The 20338-nt window shown below is 69.6% G+C and carries 13 protein-coding genes and 1 other RNA gene; 3 read left to right on the forward strand and 11 right to left on the reverse strand.

Translation table 11 applies throughout. The features are described from left to right. Nucleotides 1–3: 3 nt before the first annotated feature. Nucleotides 4–1758 carry a DEAD/DEAH box helicase gene (locus G9U51_RS01825; RefSeq protein ID WP_166192207.1) on the reverse strand — a complete coding sequence of 585 codons (1755 nt, stop codon included), beginning with the start codon at nucleotides 1756–1758 and terminating at the stop codon, nucleotides 4–6. Nucleotides 1759–1934: 176 nt separating this feature from the next. Between G9U51_RS01825 and G9U51_RS01830 the strand changes: the two genes are divergently transcribed. After that, complete coding sequence (locus tag G9U51_RS01830) at nucleotides 1935–2606, forward strand: hypothetical protein (RefSeq protein WP_166192212.1); 672 nt, start codon at nucleotides 1935–1937, stop codon at nucleotides 2604–2606. Between the two features lie 63 nt (nucleotides 2607–2669). Here G9U51_RS01830 and G9U51_RS01835 read toward each other — a convergent pair whose 3' ends face one another. Both G9U51_RS01835 and G9U51_RS01840 read right to left on the reverse strand, forming a co-directional pair. Then, complete coding sequence (locus tag G9U51_RS01835) at nucleotides 2670–3629, reverse strand: zinc metalloprotease (protein WP_166192215.1); 960 nt, start codon at nucleotides 3627–3629, stop codon at nucleotides 2670–2672. 89 nt (nucleotides 3630–3718) lie between these two features. Continuing rightward, nucleotides 3719–4015: a DUF3039 domain-containing protein gene (locus G9U51_RS01840; protein WP_171715547.1), complete on the reverse strand. Its 297-nt coding sequence runs from the start codon at nucleotides 4013–4015 to the stop codon at nucleotides 3719–3721. A gap of 51 nt (nucleotides 4016–4066) precedes the next feature. Here G9U51_RS01840 and G9U51_RS17020 point away from each other — a divergent pair, with 51 nt between their 5' ends. Then, the gene (locus tag G9U51_RS17020) at nucleotides 4067–5731 is read left to right on the forward strand and encodes a serine/threonine-protein kinase (protein ID WP_207947911.1); all 1665 of its coding nucleotides are present in this window, start codon (nucleotides 4067–4069) and stop codon (nucleotides 5729–5731) included. Here the strand turns inward: G9U51_RS17020 and G9U51_RS01850 are convergent. From G9U51_RS01850 to G9U51_RS01880, 7 genes are all read right to left on the reverse strand, one after another. Further along, nucleotides 5724–6290 carry a YqgE/AlgH family protein gene (locus tag G9U51_RS01850; RefSeq protein ID WP_328823252.1) on the reverse strand — a complete coding sequence of 189 codons (567 nt, stop codon included), beginning with the start codon at nucleotides 6288–6290 and terminating at the stop codon, nucleotides 5724–5726. The genes G9U51_RS17020 and G9U51_RS01850 overlap by 8 nt on opposite strands. Before the next feature lie 7 nt (nucleotides 6291–6297). After that, nucleotides 6298–8526, reverse strand: coding sequence for a DEAD/DEAH box helicase (locus G9U51_RS17185; protein ID WP_166192221.1), 2229 nt, complete (start codon nucleotides 8524–8526; stop codon nucleotides 6298–6300). Nucleotides 8527–8783: 257 nt separating this feature from the next. After that, complete coding sequence (locus tag G9U51_RS01860) at nucleotides 8784–10208, reverse strand: NAD-dependent malic enzyme (RefSeq protein WP_166192224.1); 1425 nt, start codon at nucleotides 10206–10208, stop codon at nucleotides 8784–8786. Between the two features lie 150 nt (nucleotides 10209–10358). Continuing rightward, on the reverse strand, nucleotides 10359–11291 hold the full coding sequence (locus G9U51_RS01865) for an aminoglycoside phosphotransferase family protein (protein WP_166192227.1): 933 nt from the start codon (nucleotides 11289–11291) through the stop codon (nucleotides 10359–10361). A gap of 170 nt (nucleotides 11292–11461) precedes the next feature. Beyond that, nucleotides 11462–11829, reverse strand: a transfer-messenger RNA (tmRNA) gene (ssrA, locus tag G9U51_RS01870). A 93-nt stretch (nucleotides 11830–11922) separates the two neighbouring features. Next, the gene (locus G9U51_RS01875) at nucleotides 11923–13209 is read right to left on the reverse strand and encodes a class I SAM-dependent methyltransferase (RefSeq protein ID WP_166192230.1); all 1287 of its coding nucleotides are present in this window, start codon (nucleotides 13207–13209) and stop codon (nucleotides 11923–11925) included. Beyond that, a complete protein-coding gene (locus G9U51_RS01880) occupies nucleotides 13206–14597 on the reverse strand; it encodes an FAD-binding oxidoreductase (RefSeq protein WP_328823253.1) in 1392 nt (463 codons plus the stop codon). Before G9U51_RS01880 ends, G9U51_RS01875 begins: the two co-directional genes overlap by 4 nt. A 193-nt stretch (nucleotides 14598–14790) precedes the next feature. Between G9U51_RS01880 and G9U51_RS01885 the strand changes: the two genes are divergently transcribed. Then, on the forward strand, nucleotides 14791–18174 hold the full coding sequence (locus tag G9U51_RS01885) for a pyruvate carboxylase (RefSeq protein WP_166192236.1): 3384 nt from the start codon (nucleotides 14791–14793) through the stop codon (nucleotides 18172–18174). Between the two features lie 322 nt (nucleotides 18175–18496). Here G9U51_RS01885 and G9U51_RS01890 read toward each other — a convergent pair whose 3' ends face one another. Then, the gene (locus tag G9U51_RS01890) at nucleotides 18497–20332 is read right to left on the reverse strand and encodes a DUF2207 domain-containing protein (RefSeq protein WP_166192239.1); all 1836 of its coding nucleotides are present in this window, start codon (nucleotides 20330–20332) and stop codon (nucleotides 18497–18499) included. Nucleotides 20333–20338: the final 6 nt, after the last annotated feature.

The following is a 20338-nucleotide window of genomic DNA, read 5'->3' on the forward strand; positions in this document are numbered from 1 at the left end:
AGCTCAACGCCGCCCGACGAACCACTTGCGGATCAACGCGATTCGCTCGGTCACCTGCTCGCTGGTCGCCCGGTCCAGCGTCGGCCCACCGCAGGTCTGTCGCAGCTCGTTGTGGATGAACGCGTGCTGCTGATTGGTCTTGCGGGCGTAGGCCGCGACCAGGGAGTTGAGCTCTTTGCGCTGGGCGGTGAGTGCCCGGTGGGCCGCCACGGGCGCGTCGGTCTGGGGCGGTGTGCGCTTGGCCTGCCGGGTCTGCCGCTCGCGCAGCAGGTGGGTCACCTGGTCGGGTTCGAGCAGGCCGGGCAGCCCGAGATACTCCTGCTCGTCTTCGCTGCCGACATCGGCGCCCATCCCCCACTGCTGGGCGTCGAAGAGCACGTGGTCGAACTCCGCCTCCGACTCCAGCGCCTCGAAGGACAGCTGCAGCTGGTCGTCGGAGGCGGCTTCGGCGGCGTTGGCCTCGCGCAGCAGGCCCTCCTCCTCCGACCACAGCGACGCCTCGTCCTCCTGCTGCTTCGGCCGGTCGAGCGCGTGGTCGCGCTGCTCCTCCATCGTCGCCGCGTGCGCGAGGATCAACGGCACGCTCGGCAGGAAGACCGAGGCGGTCTCGCCGCGTCGGCGGGCCCGCACGAACCGGCCGACCGCCTGGGCGAAGAACAGCGGTGTCGAGGTCGACGTCGCATAGACCCCGACGCACAGCCGGGGCACGTCCACACCCTCCGACACCATCCGCACCGCGACCATCCAGCGGGCGTCGGATTCGGCGAATTCCTCGATGCGAGAAGAGGATCCGGCATCGTCGGAGAGCACGACGGTCGGCGCGTCGCCGGTGAGTTCGCGCAACGTCCGGGCGTAGGCCCGGGCCGCGGTCTGGTTGGAGGCGATCACCAGGCCACCGGCATCGGGCACATGCCGGCGCACCTCGGTGAGGCGCTTGTCAGCGGCACGCAGCACCGAGGGGATCCAGTCCCCCGCCGGGTCGAGCGCGGTCCGCCAGGCCGCCGCGGTGACATCCTTGGTCGCCTCCTCACCGAGCCGGGCCGCCACCTCGTCGCCCGCGCGCGTGCGCCAGCGCATCGCGCCGCCATACGCCATAAAGAGGACCGGCCGCACGACGCTGTCCCGCAGCGCCTCGGCGTAGCCATAGGTGAAATCGCTCGCCGACCGCCGGATGCCGTCCGCACCCTCCTCGTAGCGCACGAACGGGATCGGGCTGGTGTCGGACCGGAAGGGCGTGCCGGTCAGCGCCAGCCGCCGAGTCGCTGGCTCGAAAGCTTCCCTGATCGCGTCGCCCCACGAGCGGTTGTCACCGCCGTGGTGAATCTCGTCCAGGATCACCAAGGTGGGCCGCGCGCTGGTGCGCGCGCGATGCAAAGCCGGCCGGCTCGCGACCCCGGCATACGTCACCGCGACCCCGTCATAGTCCGCCGCGTGCTGCTCCTGGGCGTTGGTGAACCGCGGATCGATCTGTATGCCGACCCGCGCCGCCGCGTCCGCCCACTGCGTCTTCAGGTGTTCGGTGGGGGCGACGATCGTCACCTGCTCGACGACGCCCTGGTCGATGAGCTCAGTCGCGACCCGCAGCGCATAGGTGGTCTTGCCCGCGCCGGGTGTGGCGACGGCGAGGAAATCACGCGGCTGCTCCCGCAGATATTGCTCGAGCGCGGCGGCCTGCCAGGCCCGCAATTTGCCGGCGGTGCCCCACGCGGCCCTCTCGGGAAACGCCGGCGACAGATGCGAGGCGGCCGAGGTGCTCATAGGCCAGCCACGATAACGAGCAGGGGTGACGATCACGTGAACCGGGCCAGCGCGTCCAGGCCGGTCCCAGGGGCTAGCCAGGAATCCTTCAGCCGCGCTACGCTGCGCCGCCGGACCCGCCCGCACGGGGGTACCGGCGTCCGTCCCGTCACCACGTCATGTTCAGGGGAACCTTCATGCTTCGTCGCATCATCGGCGCGGCGCTCGCCACCGCGTGCGCTGCCGGCCTCACCGTCGCCTCCTCCTCGACCCCGGCCAGCGCGGCCGGCTCGTGCACGCTCACCGCGCCGTCGCGGGTCTCCATCTGGAAGCCCTACCAGGCGATCACCCTCAAGGCGTCCGGCGCCTGCACCACCGGTGGCAGCGCCGCGTGGGAGCTGGTGCACCCGACCTACGGTCTGGAGAACATCGCCTACTTCGACGGCACCTCGACCGACACCTGGGACCTGTACGACTGGGACGACATCGGCAAGCAGACCTGGCGTCCCGCGGGCGCCTACGACAGCGCCTACAACTCCCTCACCCAGAACAGCCCGGTGAGCGACATCCGCTACTACGGCGCGGCGTGGATCTCCACCTCCCGCAGCAGCTCGGTCGTCACGCTGAACGGCACCTCGCTCGTCTACAGCCCCGACACGGGAGGCTTCGTGCGCCGCCCGTATGCCGTGGGTGTCTTCCAGTACCGCGAGATCGGCAGCACCGTGTGGCGCAACCTCAAGCAGGTCACCACCAACAGCAATGGCGTGGTGACCCTCCGCTACACCTACGCGCCCACCCGCGACTACCGCTTCGCGACCTACTCGACGTCGACCGTCTGGGATGTCGGCAGCGCCACCTCGCGCCGATGACCACCTGCTGAACGGCAAAGGGCCGGGTCCGCGCGGACCCGGCCCTTCGTCATACCTCGCCGATCAGGCGCGGTAGGTGACCCACTGGTTCTGCATCCGGGCCACCTGACCCGGGGTGAAGGAGTCCATGCAGGAGTCGTAGGTGTAGTCCATGTAGTTGCGGATCGGGTCCAGCCCCGGCGCCGTGCAGGTGTCCCGGCCGACCGGGCACTGGAAGGCCGGCGAGGCCTCCGCCGGAGTGTCCTCGACCCGGTCGCCCTGACCATTACAGCCGCCCTGGAAGGTGTGGTAGAGCCCGAGCCAGTGACCGACCTCGTGCGTTGCGGTGTCGCCGAGGTTGTAGTTGGTGGCGGTGCCACCCGGCAGGCTCTCGTCGAGCACCACGACGCCGTCCATGCTGTTGACCTTCTTGGTCGGGAAGGTCGCCCAGCCGAGCAGGTCGTTGCCGAGGTTGGCGGTGTAGAGGTTGAGATCGGCCGAGCCACCCTGGCGCAGCGAGGACTTCATCGCCTTCTCTTCGGCGGTGCCCGGAGTCAGGCCGGTGTACCACGCGGCATTGTTGGTCGTGTCGGTGCTCGCGAGCACGAAACTGAACCCGGTGCCGGCATACGCGTTGTTCAGCACGGTGATCTGGTCGGCGACCTGGGTCGGGGTGACCGCGCCCTTGGTGCCGTCGGTGATCACGTGGAAGTAGACATTGATGGTCGTGGGCGTGAAAGCCGTCGTGCCCTTCTTGGTGGCGAGCTTGCCGTCGGCGCGCTTGGTCAGACCCTTGCTCTGGTATGCCGAAGTGAAGGCCTTCTCGTTGGCACTCACCTGGGCGGCGCTGAGCTCGTTGGGGTCGTGGCGGTTGGCGCCACCGGCCTTGACGCGGGCATTGGCGGCACCGGCCGTGGAGGTCGAGGCGCAGGCGGTCGCCGGGGTCATCGAGCCCTGGCCGAGCGGCGCAGCGGTGGCGGGGGCGACCGAGGCGGCCGCACCGGCCAGCGCACCGGCCGCAAGCAACGGGAGCAGACGGGACATGTCGAACCTTTCGTGACGGACAGCACCGGTGATGAGGTGCCGATCCTTCACCCTAGGCAGGCTCGTGGCTGGGCGGAAGGTTTTGCCGCTCAGTCCTCGCCGTCCTGCGGTGCACGCAATCCTTCGTAAATTTCTCGGCAGGCCGGGCACACCGGGAATTTCTGCGGGTCGCGGCCCGGCACCCAGACCTTGCCGCAGAGCGCGGTCACCGGCTCTCCGGACAACGCGCTCTCCAGGATCTTCTCCTTGCGCACGTAGTGCGAGAACCGCTCGTGATCGCCGGGCTCCACCGGTTGCTGGGCGACCTCCTCACGTTCCAGCACGCCGACCGAGGTCTGCTGGCTGGGTTCGGAGAGGCGCTCGGGCTCCTGCGGGGTGGACGTCATACCGACCAGCATAAAACGGCAGCGCGAACCGCGTGTGACACGCTGTGCCGCATGGCAGGCAGGGTGGGGACCCGGTTCGGGCCGTACGAGATCCGGGGGCTCGTCGGCCGTGGGGGCATGGGCGAGGTGTACGAGGCCTACGACACGGTGCGCGAACGGGTCGTCGCGCTCAAGCTGCTGCCGCGTGACCTGGCCGAGGACCCGACCTATCAGGAGCGCTTCCGCCGGGAGGCCCGCACCGCGGCGCGGCTGAGCGAGCCGCACATCATCCCGATCCACGACTTCGGCCAGATCGAGGGCACCCTCTTCATCGACATGCGGTTGGTGGACGGGCGCGATCTGCGCGATGTCCTGCGCGCCGAGCACGCGCTCGGGGCCCGGCGCACCGTGCGCCTGATCGGCCAGGTGGCTGCGGCGCTGGACGCCGCGCATCGCGACGGACTGGTGCATCGGGACGTCAAGCCGGCCAACATCATGGTGACCGCCGACGATTTCGCCTATCTCGCCGATTTCGGGATCGCCGCGCGCGACGACGAGGACCGGCTCACCTCCGAGGGCGATGCGCTCGGCTCCTTCGCCTATATGGCCCCCGAACGCTTCCAGGGTGCGATGGCCACCCCCGCCAGCGATGTCTACTCCCTGGCGTGTGTCTTCTACGAATGCCTGGTGGGTCACTCGCCCTTCGGCGATCGCACGATCACCGAGCAGGTCATCGCCCACCTCGAGGCGCGACCGGAGCCGATCTCGACCCAGGTCACCGGCCTGCCCCACAGCGTCGACCAAGTGCTCGCCAAGGCGCTCGCGAAGCAACCGCGCGAGCGCTACCCGACCGCGCACGCGTTCCTGGAAGCGATCCGCGGCACCGACATCGGCGCGGACGAGACGAGCGCGGGGCTGCGCATCCCCGGCCCCGGCGACCGGGTCGCCCTGCCGGCTCGCCCGCGGGTGAGCCTCGCCGGCCCGGCAGCACCCGACGGAGTCGACAGCGCCCCCACGGTCATCCCGGCGCCGGCGGAGCCCGCGGCCCGTCCGCACCGCACCGAACCCCTGCGCCAGGAGGCGGTGGAGGACGAGGACGTCGAGCCGTCCGGTTATCGCTCGGAGCGCCCGGTGCGCGCGGGGGACTCCTCGCGCGGCAGGCGTCGGCGCGGGTGGTGGCCGACCGTCCTGACCGGCCTGCTCGGCGGTCTTGCGCTCGCGATCGGCGTCGCCATCGGGTATGCCGAGTGGTCTCGCCAGCCCGAGTCGTCTCCCCCACCGCTCACCAGCGCAGGTGCGGGGCTGAGCGCGGTCGAGACCTCCGGCCCGAGCTCGGGTGCGGAGCAGGTCGTGTCCTTCACCAGTCAGACCGCGCGCACCGCCTGCACGATGTCGTCGGTCAAGGGCGTGGACTGCATCTCCTTCGAACCGGCCTATGCCCCACCTGCCGGCGTCGACCCGGCCTGCGCCCAGATGATTTCGATGGCCGCGTCGCCGCCCCGATTCCATTGCACGCCAGCGGATTTGGCCTTCCCGGCGAACAACGTCAATGCCTTCAAGAAGTCACGAGCGTTGGTGACCGGCGCGGGCACACTGCCGGTCCTCGAACGCGGCGACACCGCCACGGTCGGCGACTACTCCTGCCTGATGACGCTGAATTACGTGCAATGCCGCAACACCGCGACCGGGCTCGGCTTCCGGATCGCGCGCAGCACCTACGCGCTGTCGCTTAGTTGAGGTTCGGGTCGCTCGGGTGGGTGAGCGCGAACGACATCTCGTTGCGCTGACGGCGCAGCACCTGCGCCCACAGCGTGTCCGGGTCGTCAGTGAAGGCGTCGCCCGCCTCGGCATCCACCACGAACCACATCCCCGAGCGCAACTCGCCCTCGAGCTGGCCGCCCTCCCATCCGGCATACCCGGCGAAGATCCGCAGCGCGGACACCTCGGGCATGACGACCACGGGAGGCGCATCGAGGTCGACCAGCCCCACGCCACGGAACAGGCGCTTCAGCCCGACCGACTCGTCGGTGCCGGGGATCGACACCAGCCCGAGGGCCGAGTCGAGCGCGACCGGGCCGCCCTGGAAGAGCGTGCCGGGTGGGACGACATGGTCCTCCCATCCCGGCAGCACCGCGTCCACCGCGGCCGGCAGCGGCCGGTTGAGCACGATGCCGTGGGCGCCGTCGGTGTCGTGGTTGAGCAGGAGCACCACGCTGCGATCGAACAGGTCGGACATCTCAGGCTCGGACACGTCACGGGGCACCGCGACGAGCAGGCGGCCGGTCAACGTCTCCACCCCGGCATTATCGCGCGCGGTAGCCCCGCCGGTCACCAGCGGACCTGGGTCGTCCGCCCTGGTGGCGTGCCGGCCGGCCGTTCTGACCGCCATACCGGCGGCCGCCGGGACGGCCGGCGCGTCGCTGCTGGACCTTGAGCACGCCGTCGAGGTCGGCGTCGGAGATTGGCGCGCCCTCGGGCACGCGACCGCCGGCGGCCGCGATGACGTCGTCGCCCGGCTGGGCCTTCTGCAACTGCGTGTCGACGCCCGCGTCGGTCAGCAACCGCTGCACGGTGCGCCGCTGGTGCGGCAGCGCCAGCGTCACGACGGTCCCGGCCTCACCGGCGCGCGCCGTGCGGCCGGCGCGGTGCAGATAGTCCTTGTGATCGGCGGGCGGGTCGACCTGCAGCACCACACCGACATCGTCGACGTGGATGCCGCGGGCGGCGACATCGGTGGCAACAAGCACCGGCAGCCGCCCTTCACGGAAGGCGGTGAGCGCGCGGTTGCGCTGGGCCTGGTTGAGACCACCGTGCAGCGCGGCCGCCAGCACGCCCTGCTCCCGCAACTCGCGAGCGATGCGGTCGGCACCGAGCTTGGTGCGCACAAAGACCACGGTGCGGCCCTCACGGTTGGCGACCTCGGCCGTCACGACCTTCTTGTCGCGCGGCTCGATCAGCAACGCGTGGTGGGCCATCGTCGACACGCTCGCCGTGCCGTCGTCGGTCGCGTGCTCCACCGGGTCGGTGAGATAGCGCTCGACGACCTTGTCGATGCCGCGGTCGAGCGTCGCGCTGAACAGCAGCCGCTGCCCGTCGGCCGGGACCAGGTCGAGGATCTCGGTGATCGCCTCGAGGAAGCCCATCTCGGCCATGTGGTCGGCTTCGTCCAGGATCGTCACCTCGACCGCGCTCAGGTCGGCGGCGCCGCGCTCGATCAGGTCCTTGAGCCGGCCGGGCGTCGCGATGAGCAGGTCAACACCCTTAGCGAGGGCGCTGAGCTGCGGCTCGTAGGGCATGCCACCGGCGACCAGCTTGTGCCGCAGGCCCAGCACGTGCACCAGCGGCTGCAAGGCGTCGCTCACCTGCATGGCGAGCTCGCGGGTCGGCACCAGCACGAGGGCGCGCGGGCGTCCCGGCTCGGCCTTACCGTTGGCGAGACGGCTCAGCGTCGGCAGCCCGAAGGCGAGCGTCTTGCCCGAACCCGTGCGGCCCCGGCCGAGCACATCGCGGCCCGCCAGAGCATCCGGGATCGCGGCGGACTGGATCGGGAACGGCTCGGTGATGCCGTCGCGCGCGAGGCGCGCCACGAGGGGCTCCGGCATACCGAATTGGGCAAAACCGTTGTGGCTCAGGTCGATTGGAGCGTTCGACACCGGCTCGGTGTCGCGCCGCTCGGTCCAGCCGAAGGCCTCGTTGGTCTGCTCCTGCGCGTCACTGTCGAATGCCGAGCGCCGGTCGTCGCGCTCGTTGAAGCGCGGGCGGTCGTCGCGGTTGTAGCGACGCTCGCCACGGTCGCGGTCGTTGTAGCGGGGACGGTCACCCCGGTCGTTGTAGCGCGGGCGGTCGCGGCGGTCGTCGTACCGCGGGCGGTCGTCGCGGTTGTAGCGACGCTCGCCACGGTCGCCCCGGTCGTTGAAGCGGGGACGGTCGTCGCGGTTATAGCGCCGCTCGCCACGGTCGCGGTCGTTGTAGCGGGGACGGTCGTCGCGGTTGTAGCGACGCTCGCCACGGTCGCGGTCGTTGTAGCGGGGACGGTCGTCGCGGTTATAGCGGCGCTCGCCACGGTCCCGGTCGTATGCCGGCCGCCGGTCGTCCCGCCGCTCGCCGCGGTCGCGGTCGTTGTAGCGGGGACGGTCGTCCCGGTCGTTGTAGCGGGGACGGTCGTCCCGGTTATAGCGACGCTCGCCGCGGTCGCGGTCGTTGGAGCGCGGCCGGTCATCCCGGTCGCGGTCGTTGAACCGCGGACGACGGTCGTCGCGCACGTAGCGGGCCTGCGGGCGGTCGCCGGCGTCGAAGCGACGGCGACCGGACGCGGGCGCGTCGTCATACCGGCGTTCGTTCGAGCGCGAACGGTCCTCGCGGGTGCGGTCGGTCTTGGTCGGGTCGTCGCGCCAGCGCTGCTTGGGGCCGCGCGGCGCGTCGGTGGTGGACCGGTCGGCGCCGCGGCCCGGCTTGCGGGTGCGCTGAGCGTCCTGCTTCTGGGCACGAGTCCAGCGAGCCTTCTTGCCGCTGGCGTCCTTCTTCGGAGTCACGAAGGGTTGTCCTGTTCATCGTGTGGGCGCACGAAAACCCTTGCCAGCACATGGCATTCACTCGTCGCTGTGGGTAATGGGGCGACGTCGGGGTCAGGGACGCGGGGTGCGTCCGGGCGCCTCGGTTGGGATCTCGGCGCTCACACCATGAAAAACCAACACAATGAACGCAAGACCATTCGGAAGCATCCAGCATACCGGCGCGCACGGCCGGCTCTGACCACCTGCGGTGTGATCCCGCTCGCAGGGAGCGCGCCTCAGTCCTGCTCGACGCGGCCCCGACCGTTTGCCTCGGCGGCCTCAGTCACCGCCCGCGCGATCACGCTCGACAGGTCCGGGTGAAAGACGCTCGGGATGATGTAGGTGGGGTTGAGCTCCTCCGGCTTGACCACATCCGACAGCGCCTTCGCGGCCGCGAGCATGATGTCGAGGTCGATGCCATCCGCCTGCGCGTCGAGCAGTCCGCGGAAGACACCCGGGAAGACCAGCACGTTGTTGATCTGGTTGGCGAAATCGCTGCGGCCGGTGGCAACGACGGTCGCGTGCTTGGCGGCGAGCTCCGGCTCGATCTCCGGCACCGGGTTGGCCATCGCGAAGACGATCGCATCCTTGGCCATCGTCGCGACATCCTCTTCGGCGACGATGTGCGGCGCGGAGACACCGATGAAGACGTCGGCATCGCGCAACGCCTCCTTGAGGGTGCCGTTGAAGCCGCGCGGGTTGGTGTGCTCGGCGATCCAGGTGAGGTTGGGGTCGCGGCCGTCGGCGATGTCGGCGCGGTCCTTGCTGACGACGCCGTTGATGTCGGTGACGATCACGTCGCGAGCACCCGCGTGCAGCAGCAGCCGGGTGATCGCCGAGCCCGCGGCTCCCGCGCCGGACTGCACGATCCGCACGTCGGCCAGCTCCTTGCCGACGACGCGCAGCGCGTTGCGCAGGGCCGCGAGCGCCACGATCGCGGTGCCGTGCTGGTCGTCGTGGAAGACCGGGATGTCGAGTTCGTCGCGCAGCCGGGCCTCGATCTCGAAGCAGCGCGGCGCGGAGATGTCCTCCAGGTTGATGCCGGCGAAGCCGGGCGCGATCGCCTTGACCGTGCGGATGATCTCCTCGGTGTCGGTGGTGTCCAGGCAGATCGGGAAGGCGTCGATGTCGCCGAACCGCTTGAACAGCGCCGCCTTGCCCTCCATCACCGGCATCGCGGCGAGCGGGCCGATGTTGCCCAGGCCGAGCACCGCGGTGCCGTCGGTCACCACCGCGATCGTGTTGCGCTTGATCGTGAGGCGGCGGGCGTCCTCGGGGTTGTCGGCGATCGCCAGGCAGACCCGCGCGACACCCGGGGTGTAGATCATCGACAGGTCGTCGCGGTTGCGGATCGGCGCCTTGGCCTCGATCTTGATCTTGCCGCCGAGGTGGGCCAGGAAGGTGCGGTCGCTGACCTTTTGGACGTTGACGCCCTCGACCTGGCGCATCGCCTCGACCAGGTCGTCGGCGTGGTCACTGTCGCGGGCGGCGGCGGTAACGTCGACGCGCAGGCGATCGCTGTAGCTGGAGTTGATGTCCAGGCCGGTGACCAGGCCCCCGGCCCGCTCCACCGCGCCGGTGAGTTCGGAGACGGCGGTGGCCCGGCTCGGCAGTTCGAGGCGGACGGTGATCGAGTTGGACACGGAAGGCAGCGACGTCATACCTGCAGTTCTACCGCGCCGCGCCGCTACTTCGTAGTCGGGGATCGCTCTCGGGCTCGACGCCGCTTCCGCACGCCGAGCAGCCGCCTCACCCCGGCGCGTCCGCGTCACCCGTTGACCGCGACACGCCGAACACCGGGTGGGTCGGACCTAGGGGCGCACTGCGGCGGCCGGCGCGAGGAAGCTGCGGCCGAGATCGTGCAGGCCGAGCCCGAGGAGGTGCAGGCCGGTGGTGACCCGCTCGATGAACGCCCACTGCTGGATCGCTTCGGGATCGACACCGGTGTGCTCGGCGGCGATCGCGCACCACCGGTCGATCTCCGCCGCCGGATCGTCAGCCGCCACCAGGTGATCGCTCCACCCGCGCAGCAGCACGCCAAGGTCGTATGCCGGGTCCGCGACGAATCCGTCGGGATCGATGAGCACGTAGCCGCCGACCGCGCCGGGTCTCGGCGGCGCGGCGAGAATGTTGTCGGCGTGCGGATCGCCATGCACGACAACAGATTTCGTCGGATCCCAGGCTCGCTGCCGCTCGGCGAGCAAGGCCTTCGCGTGCTCGACGAGGTCGACCGGGACCGGCACGGTGATGCGCCCGAGTTCGGTCTCGATCAGCGCCAGCAGCCCGACCACCGCGCCGTCCTGCTCCGGTATGCCGAGCCCGGTCGCCTCTGGCGCCAGCCACGCCTCTGTCAGCAGGCTCGAAGCCACCCGCACCACCCGATCGATGTCGGTGGTGGTCACCGCCAAGGACTCCCCCAGCGACTCCAGCAAGAGCGCGTCGGTGTCCGCCTCGAGCACCCGGACGTAGCCGTGGCCGTCGGCCGCCCGCAAGGTGGCGAGGCGCTGCGCGAACGAAGGATCCGGCAAGGAGATTCGCAACACCGCGGCGCTGCCATCGCGTCGGGTCACGCGGCGCACGAATGACGCGCTCCCCCCGACCACCGCGGGACCGGGCGTGAGCTGCCACCGCGCGCACAGTTCGGCATACCTCAAGGGAAGTTGTCGCAGCCACGCCTCGCCGGCATCGCCCTGCGACCGCGCCCGGGCGAGCGTGGCCTCGGAAATCTCCTCGGCGATCGGCATACGGCGAAGTAGACCGGCGAAACCGGCTCGGGCGCAAGGGAATTGCACGGCAGAAGTGCCCAAGTGGACGATCCGCGCGTCATCCGGGCCACGCGACCCACACAAAACGCCCAACTGGGCGATCTGCGCAAAGTGGATGCAGCTCCACAACGTGACGTGCCCGACGAGGGTGGTGGAGGTGGCGGGAATCGAACCCGCGTCCGCTCACCGCGAGAAGGGACTTCTCCGGGCGCAGTGCGCTAGGGATTTTCTCGGCCCCAGGGCTCGCGCGCACACGTTCCCTGACAGGCCCAGTCGAGTAAGAGTCCCGCGTCGCCCCTCGACATGACGACGCAGCAAGTTCTCTAGCTGACGCCAGACACTGAGTCGAGAACTAGCTCAGGCTGACGGACTTCGAGGCTCGCTCAGGCGGCGAGGGCGAAGTCGGTGCGCTTGGAGTTGGCACCTATGGGTTTTGCACGGATCGTTCACGAGATGACCGTGCGTCCTCGGCCCGCTTCTCCCTTGTCGGCGATCAACGTCGAAACCGATCACCCCCATGAGAAGTCGGGGCACGTCACGCTGTGGAGTTGTCAAGAGCCGTCAGGCTACCGGTCCAACGCCCGAAGTCTCCACTCGATTCCCTGCCGGCTCAACCGAAATCGGGTCGCAGGGGGTAGTCGGCGACGCCCTGGTCGTCGAGCTTCTGGCCGAGCACCTGGTGCAGCTGGATGTTGTTGCGCTCGAAGCCGAGCGAGGAGCCGGTGAGGTAGAGCCCCCAGACCTTGGCGATCGGTTCGCCGGCGAGGCGCACGCATTCGTCCCAGTTGGCGCTGAGGTTTTGCGCCCAGGCGCGGGTGGTGCGGGCGTAGTGCTCGCGCAGGTCCTCCACGTGCCGGATCTCGAAGCCGGTGTTCTGCATGACCTCCACGATCTTGCCGACGCCGGTGAGCTCGCCGTCGGGGAAGACATAGCGGTTGATGAAGCCCGCCCGCTCCAGCGCCGGCGAGGTCGTGTCGGGCCGGGTGATGCAGTGGTTGAGCATCCGGCCGCCCGGGCGCACCTTGGCGTAGAGGAACTGGAAGTAGGCCGGGTAGTTCTTCACCCCGATGTGCTCGGTCAGGCCGATCGAGCTGATCGCGTCGAAATCGGTCTCGGTGACATCGCGGTAGTCCAGGTGCCGCACCTCGGCGCGGTCGTCGAGCCGCTCGGTCTTGATCCGCTCCTGCGCCCAGGTCGCCTGCTCTCGCGACAGGGTGACACCGAGCGCGGTCACGCCGTAGTGCTGCACCGCGTGCCGCACCATCCCGCCCCAGCCGGAGCCGACGTCGAGCAGCCGCATCCCCGGCTGCAGGCCGAGCTTGCGGCAGACCAGGTCGTATTTGTGCGCCTGCGCCTCCTCCAGCGTCGCGTCCGCGCTCGGGTAGGCCGCGCAGGTGTAGGTCATTGACGGGCCGAGCACCAGCTCGTAGAACTCGTTGCCCACGTCGTAGTGGTGCTGGATGGCGTCGGCGTCGCGACGCCGCGAGTGCCGCAGACCCTCGAGCATCCGCCGCCACGTGGGCGCGCTCTCCACGCTCGGGATCGGCGGCGGGTTGAACGCACCCGGCCCTACCGCCTTGACGATCTCCCGCAGCTGCGCCGCGGTCGGGCGGCGCACCTTCAAGGTGCCGGAGAAGTCGCCGAGCACCCCCTTGAGAAAGTCGTAGGGGTCGCCCTTGTCGATCCCCTCGACGTCGAGATCGCCCATCACGTAGGCGCGCGCGAAACCCATCTCGCCCGGTGCCGTCGCCAGATAACGCACGGCCCGCTGGTTGCGCAGGGTCACGACGTATGGCGACCCGACCCGGCCGGCGCGCGACCCGTCATACGCCCTGATCTCGAACGGCAGATCGGCGCCGAAGAGTGTCTCGATGACCTCACCCAGCGAGTACGTCATACCCGGTTCACCACCTTTGCGAACAGGTCCGGCAGGCGACCATCCGGGTCGTATGCCGCCTTCACCGGACGATAGAAGTCGCCGCCGTAGAGCGACCAGAAGGTTGCTTCGTCGTAATAGGCGTCGCTGTAGAGCGACTTGTGGCCGTCAAGCTCGTGGACCTTGTCCTCGATCAGGCGGTTGGTGTCACCGTCGGCGCCGCCGGGCGGGATCTCGACGGTCGACCAGAAGCCGACGTTGACATAGGGTCGCCCGGGCTCGAGCGGGTAGAGCGGCCACGGCCGGTCGCCGTGCTCGGAGTCGCGAACTGCCAACGGGCACAACCAGATCGGCTCGATCGGGATGGTGTCGAGGAACCACTCGACGAAGTCTGCGGTGCGCTCCAGCGGCACCTCGATGTCCTGCACGACGCGCTCGCGGGGCAGCTTGCCGCGGCGGGCGTCGAGCGCCGCCATCCAGCCGTGCTTGTTCTCGAACCGGATGATGGAGCCGTAGACATCGCTGCGCAACAGGCTGCGCGGCACCAGCGGGCGCAGCCTGGGGTGCTGCACGCCGAGCGCCCGGCTGCACCAGAACCAGTCGGTGTCCCAACGCCAGATGTAGTCGTGGATGGTCAGGTAGTCCTCGGTGCGTTCCTGCAGCGAGCGGTAGTAGATGCCGGCCTTGGTGTAATCGGAGGTGTAGGGCACCTGCCCGACCATGGTGCCGACGGTGAGATAGGACTCCTCGGCGCTGAAGACGACGCCGTCGATGAAGTCGTATGCCGTGCCGTCGAGTTCGCGGGTCTGGAGCAACTCGGCGAGCCGGTCGGTGAGCTCGCGGACATTGCCGAAGCGCAGGTGCCGCAGCTGGACGAAGGGCCGCACCGGCTGCAGGTCGATCTCCAGCCGCACCGAATACCCCAGCGAGCCATAGGAATTCGGGAACGTGCGGAACAACTCGGAGTGCTCACCGTCGGGCCGGCAGGTGATGATCTCGCCGGTGCCGGTGAGGATGTCCATTTCGCGCACCGACTCGTGCGGCAGGCCGTTCTTGAACGAACTGCTCTCGATGCCGAGCCCGGTCACCGCCCCGCCGAGGGTGATCGATTTCAGCTGCGGGACGACATACGGCATCAGGCCGTGGGCCAGCGTGGCCTCGACGATCGTCTCGTAGGTGGCCATGCCCTGCACCTGCGCCACCCGCGCCCGCTTGTCCACCTCGATCACGCCGGCGAGGGCGCTGACGTCGAGCCCGGGAGCCTGATTGCCCTCCCGCGGGCGAAAGAGATTGGAGGTGCGTTTGGCGAGCCGGACCTTGGCGCCCGGCGGCATGGCGGCGAGCTGGGCGGTCAACCCGGCGACGGCCGATCGATGCGCGTCCCAACCGACCGTCAGTGGGGTGCTCACGGGCTGACCGTTCCCTTCCATCGACAACCTCAGTATCGGTTCTATCAGGTCGCTGTGAACGCTGTATCCATGGCCTTGCTCACAAGCGGTGCGGTTGCGGCGTTCTCCCAGCGAGACGAGGGTCTGGTCATCCGGGCAACGTCGATAGTGTTCCGGAACTCGCAGGCCTGATCCCCCACGACGGGAGAAATCGATGTTCCGCAAGGTCCTGGTCGCCAACCGTGGCGAGATCGCCGTCCGCGCCTTTCGCGCCGCCACCGAGCTCGGCGCGGCCACCGTCGCGGTGTTCCCTTACGAGGACCGCAAGAGCGAGCACCGGATGAAGGCCGACGAGTCCTACCAGATCGGCGAGACCGGCCACCCGGTGCGGGCCTACCTGTCGCCCGAGGAGATCGTGCGGGTCGCGATCGAAGCGGACGCCGACGCGGTCTACCCCGGTTACGGCTTCCTGTCCGAGAATCCGGCGCTGGCCGAGGCCTGCGCCGCCGCCGGGGTGACCTTCATCGGGCCGCCGGCCGAGGTGCTGCACCTGACCGGCAACAAGGCCCGGGCGATCGCCGCCGCCAAGGAAGCCGGGCTGCCTGTGCTGCGCAGCGTGCCGCCGAGTGACGACATCGACGCGCTGATCGGTGGAGCTGAGCAGATCGGTTATCCGGTCTTCGTCAAGGCCGTCGCCGGCGGTGGCGGCCGCGGCATGCGCCGGGTCGAGCAACCCGAGCAATTGCGCGAATCGCTCGAGGCCGCGATGCGCGAGGCCGAGTCGGCCTTCGGCGACCCCACCGTCTTCATCGAGGAGGCGGTGGTCGACCCGCGCCACATCGAGGTGCAGATTCTCGCGGACGGCGAGGGCTCCGTCATACATCTGTATGAACGTGACTGCTCGGTGCAGCGGCGCCACCAGAAGGTCGTCGAGATCGCGCCCGCGCCCAACCTGGACCCGGAGCTGCGCGACCGGATCTGCGCCGACGCCGTCGCCTTCGCCCGGCAGATCGGCTATGTCAACGCCGGCACCGTGGAGTTCCTGCTCGACCCCAACGGACGCTATGTCTTCATCGAGATGAACCCGCGCATCCAGGTCGAGCACACCGTCACCGAGGAGGTGACCGACGTCGACCTGGTGTCGGCACAGATGCGCATCGCGAGCGGTGAGACCCTCGCCGACCTCGGGCTGGCCCAGGAGAACATCCACACCCGCGGCGCCGCGCTGCAGTGCCGGATCACCACCGAGGACCCCGCCAACGGCTTCCGGCCGGACACCGGCACGATCACCGTCTACCGCTCGGCCGGCGGCGCGGGCGTGCGCCTGGACGGCGGCACGATCTTCGTCGGCGCCGAGGTCAGCGCGCACTTCGACTCGATGCTGGTCAAGCTGACCTGTCGCGGGCGCGATTTCCCCACCGCGGTGCGTCGCGCACGCCGGGCGCTGCGCGAGTTCCGGGTGCGCGGCGTCTCGACGAATATCCCCTTCCTGGAGGCCGTGCTCGCCGAGCCGACCTTCCAATCCGGCCAGGTGACAACGGGATTCATCGAGCAGCACCCCTCGCTGCTGGCGCCTCGCGTGTCCGGCGACCGCGGCACCAAGCTGCTGAACTATCTCGCGCACATGACGGTCAACAGCCCGCACGGGTCTCCGGTGCTGGAGGGCAGCGCGCGCGACAAGTTGCCCGCCCTCGACCTGTCCACTCCCCCGGCGCCGGGCGCGCGCGACCTGCTGCTGCGCGTCGGCCCGGAAGAGTTCGCGCGCCAGTTGCGAGCGCAGGACACCGTCGCGGTCACCGACACGACCTTCCGCGACGCCCACCAGTCCCTGCTCGCGACCCGGGTGCGCACCCGCGACCTGCTGCATGTCGCGCCGTATGTCGCCCGCATGCTCCCGCAACTGTGGTCGGTCGAGGCGTGGGGCGGAGCCACGTATGACGTCGCGCTCCGCTTCCTGTCCGAGGATCCGTGGGCCCGCCTCGCCGCCCTGCGTGAGGCCATGCCCAACCTGCCCATCCAGATGCTGCTGCGCGGACGCAATACCGTCGGCTACACGCCATACCCCACGCAGGTCACCGACGCCTTCGTGCGCGAGGCGGCCCGCACCGGCGTCGACGTCTTCCGCATCTTCGACGCGCTCAACGATGTCGAGCAGATGCGGCCCGCGATCGAGGCGGTGCGGGCGACCGGGACGGCGGTGGCCGAGGTGGCGCTGTGCTACACCGGCGACCTCACCAGCCCGGACGAGCGGCTCTACACCCTCGACTACTACCTGCGCCTGGCCGAGCGGATCGTCGAGGCGGGCGCCCACATTCTGGCGATCAAGGACATGGCCGGGCTGCTGCGTGCGCCCGCAGCCGCGCGGCTGGTGACCGCGCTGCGCGAACGCTTCGAGCTGCCGGTGCACCTGCACACCCACGACACGGCCGGCGGCCAGCTCGGCACGCTGCTAGCGGCGATCGGTGCGGGCGTCGACGCGGTGGATGTCGCGAGCGCACCGATGTCGTCGACGACCAGCCAGGTCTCGATGTCGGCGCTGGTCGCCGCGACCGACGCATCGGACCGCCCGACCGGCCTCGACCTGCGCGCGGTCGGCGACCTCGAGCCCTACTGGGAGGCGGTGCGCAAGCTCTACCACCCCTTCGAGTCCGGGCTCACCGCACCGACCGGGCGCGTCTATCACCACGAGATCCCTGGCGGCCAGCTGTCCAACCTGCGCCAGCAGGCGATCGCGCTCGGCCTCGGTGAGAAGTTCGAGCAGATCGAGGACATGTATGCCGAGGCCAACCGGATCCTCGGCAATATCGTGAAGGTCACCCCCAGCTCCAAGGTCGTCGGCGACCTGGCCTTGGCGTTGGTCGGGGCCGGGGCGGACCCGCTGGAGTTCGAGCGGGACCCGGGCAAGTTCGACATACCGGAGTCGGTGATCGGCTTCCTCGGCGGCGAACTGGGCGACCCGCCGGGCGGCTGGCCCGAGCCGTTCCGCACCAAGGCACTGGCCGGGCGGACCGTGCGACCGCGGGTCGAAGAGTTGTCCGCCGACGACGCCGCGGCGCTGGACGTGGCTCCGCGCGAGACCCTCAACCGGTTGCTCTTCCCCGGACCGACCGCGGCCTTCGAGCAGGCGCTTGAGCAGTATTCCGACCTGTCGGTGCTGTCGACCAAGGAGTTCCTGCACGGTCTGGCCGTGGGCGAGGAGCACGAGGTCGAGATCGAGCGGGGCAAACGGCTGCTGCTCGGGGTGCAGTCGATCAGCGATGCCGACGAGCGCGGGTATCGCACCGTGATGTGCACGGTCAACGGGCAGTTGCGGCCGGTGCAGGTGCGCGACGAATCGGTGAAATCGACTGTGGCACAGGCGGAAAAGGCCGATCCGTCGTCGCCGGGTCAGGTGGCTGCGCCGTTTGCCGGCATGGTCACGGTGACCGTCGGCGAGGGCGATGTTGTCGAGGCCGGTGCTGCTGTTGCGTCGATCGAGGCGATGAAGATGGAGGCCGCGATCACCGCACCGGTGGCCGGCACCGTCCAGCGCGTCGCGCTCAGCGGGCAGTCGCAAGTCGAAGGCGGCGACCTGATCGTCGTGCTCGATCCCTCCTGACCGCCGTCGCCGGTTGATCCCCAGCCACCATCGCCGTCGAGCCTCACCCACCATCGCTGGTTGAGCAAGGGCCGAGCTTGCGAGGACCGCGTCGAAATCACCCTTCCCGCTGCGATGCCTCACCGCGGCGCTGCGAGGCGGGAGGCGGCGACCGCGGGGTACACCGGGTTTCGACGCGCTCACTCGTTCCTCGCTCGCTTGCTCAACCAGCGGTGCTGTTTCGACGCGCTCACTCGTTCCTCGCTCGCTTGCTCAACCAGCGGTGCTGTTTCGACGCGCTCGCTCGTTCCTCGCTCGCTTGCTCAACCAGCGGGGATGTTCGTCACCAGGAGGAGGTGCCGCCGCCTCCGCCACCGCCACCGGAGAAGCCGCCGCTGAAGCCGCTGCCACCCGATGACCCCGGCGTGCTCGACATCGACGTCGCCGCGCTGGTGTTGAAACCGTCCAGCCCGGTGCCGATGCCGGCGAAATTCGGCGTCATCCCGATGTACCAGACCGGCATCGAGATCGGCTGCCCAGCCGCAGCGGCCGCCTGAGCCACCCGCTCGAAGGTCGCGGCCCATTGGGTCGCAATGCCGAGCACCACGGCATACGGCATATAGCGCGAGAAGATCCGCTCGGCCTCCTCGAACTTCAGCTGGTATTGCTCGGCGGTCTTCAGATATTCGGCGAACCCGAGCGACTGGGTGCGCACGGCGGCACCGGTGGGCGTGCGGGCGGGCAGCCGACGGCCGAGCAGGATCACGATGATGCCGGCGAGGACCAGACCGAGCGGTATGCCGATCAGCCACCAGGCCTGCATCCCGACCAGACCGAAGAAGCCGACCACGAAGGCGGGCACGAAGAGCGCCACGCCACACCCGGTCGCGCAGCCCTTGCGGGTCTTGGGGTCACCGACGAACCAATCGCGCGCCCGCGCCTCGCCGTCGAGCTGACCGCGGACCAACTTGAGCCGGGAGGCGAAGGTGTTGCGCAGGTCCGACAGCCGCACCGGCGACCCGTCGCGGAACAGCGACTGCAGCAACGTCTGCTCATAGGGCAGCAACCGCTGATCGCGCGGGGGCTCGAGCGCGGTCAGCTCCCAGTCGGACTTGGACAACAGGCCCGACCCGGGCAGCTCGCGCATCCGCAGGAAGCCGCGCACCGCCAGGTCGACGATGGTGGCCGAGACGTCGATGTTGCGGGAGCCTTCGTTGAGCACGGTGCCCATCAGCGCAGGCGTCACCCCGGCCGGCGGCTGGAATTGCACCGCAACGACATCCGAGCCGCCCGTCGTCGTCGCGGCCGACTGACCGGGCGCCGCAGTGAGCCCGGGCGTGACATCGGCGAACTTCCGGTCGCGGCCCTTGGCGAAGACGAGCAGACCCATCACGACCGCTGCCAGCACCGGAGCGCCGATGCCGACCCCCCAGCTGATCGGCAGCAGCGTGCCCTTGGCCGCCTCGGCCGGCGAGACATTGATGCCGCCGCTGCGCAGATCGAAGGAGGTGTCGGTGAACACCTTCGCCGGGAAGGCGGCGACGACCGTCATCCCCTGATTCGGCCCCAGGTTGGTCGCGCTGAAGGTCGCCTCCTGCCCCGGGCTGGAGGTGCAGGTCTCCTTCGAGCCGTAGCTGCCCTGGTAACACGTCGTCCGGCTGATCGCGGCCGGCCCGGTGACGGTCACCCGGGCGCGGTCGGTCGGCACGCTGGTCTGCAAGCCGAGGACATTCCAGTTGAGTTCGACGGTGCTGCCCTGTGGGTTCACGACATGCGCGAGCGTGTAGTTGACCTCGTAGGTCTGCGTGCCGGAGACCGTTCGATTGGGGTCACCGATCCGCAGGGTGGTGTATTCGCCGTCGTCAATCTGGCTCACCTGAGCCGGCGCTCCGGACGGGCTGGAGGCCGAGACCGCGCTCATCTGATAGGCCCGGTGCCGGTCGGTCTCGTTCTTGAAGCCCTGTGCCGTGACGATCTTGCGCTGTATGCCGTGCCGTTCGCTCGAATCGAACTGGTAGACGAGCCGCTCACTCACCCGCACCGACCCGTCGGCCTGCACCGCATAGGTCGCGGTGAAATCGTTAATCCGGTCACCGCCCGCCGCCCGCGCAAGGGGCGCAGGCAGCAGGGTGAACAGCAGGATCAGCAGTGCCCCCGAAGCGGCGATCAGGCGACGCATGACCTC

This window comes from Metallococcus carri, assembly GCF_011440275.1.
Classification (GTDB): Bacteria; Actinomycetota; Actinomycetes; order Actinomycetales; family Dermatophilaceae; genus Metallococcus; species Metallococcus carri.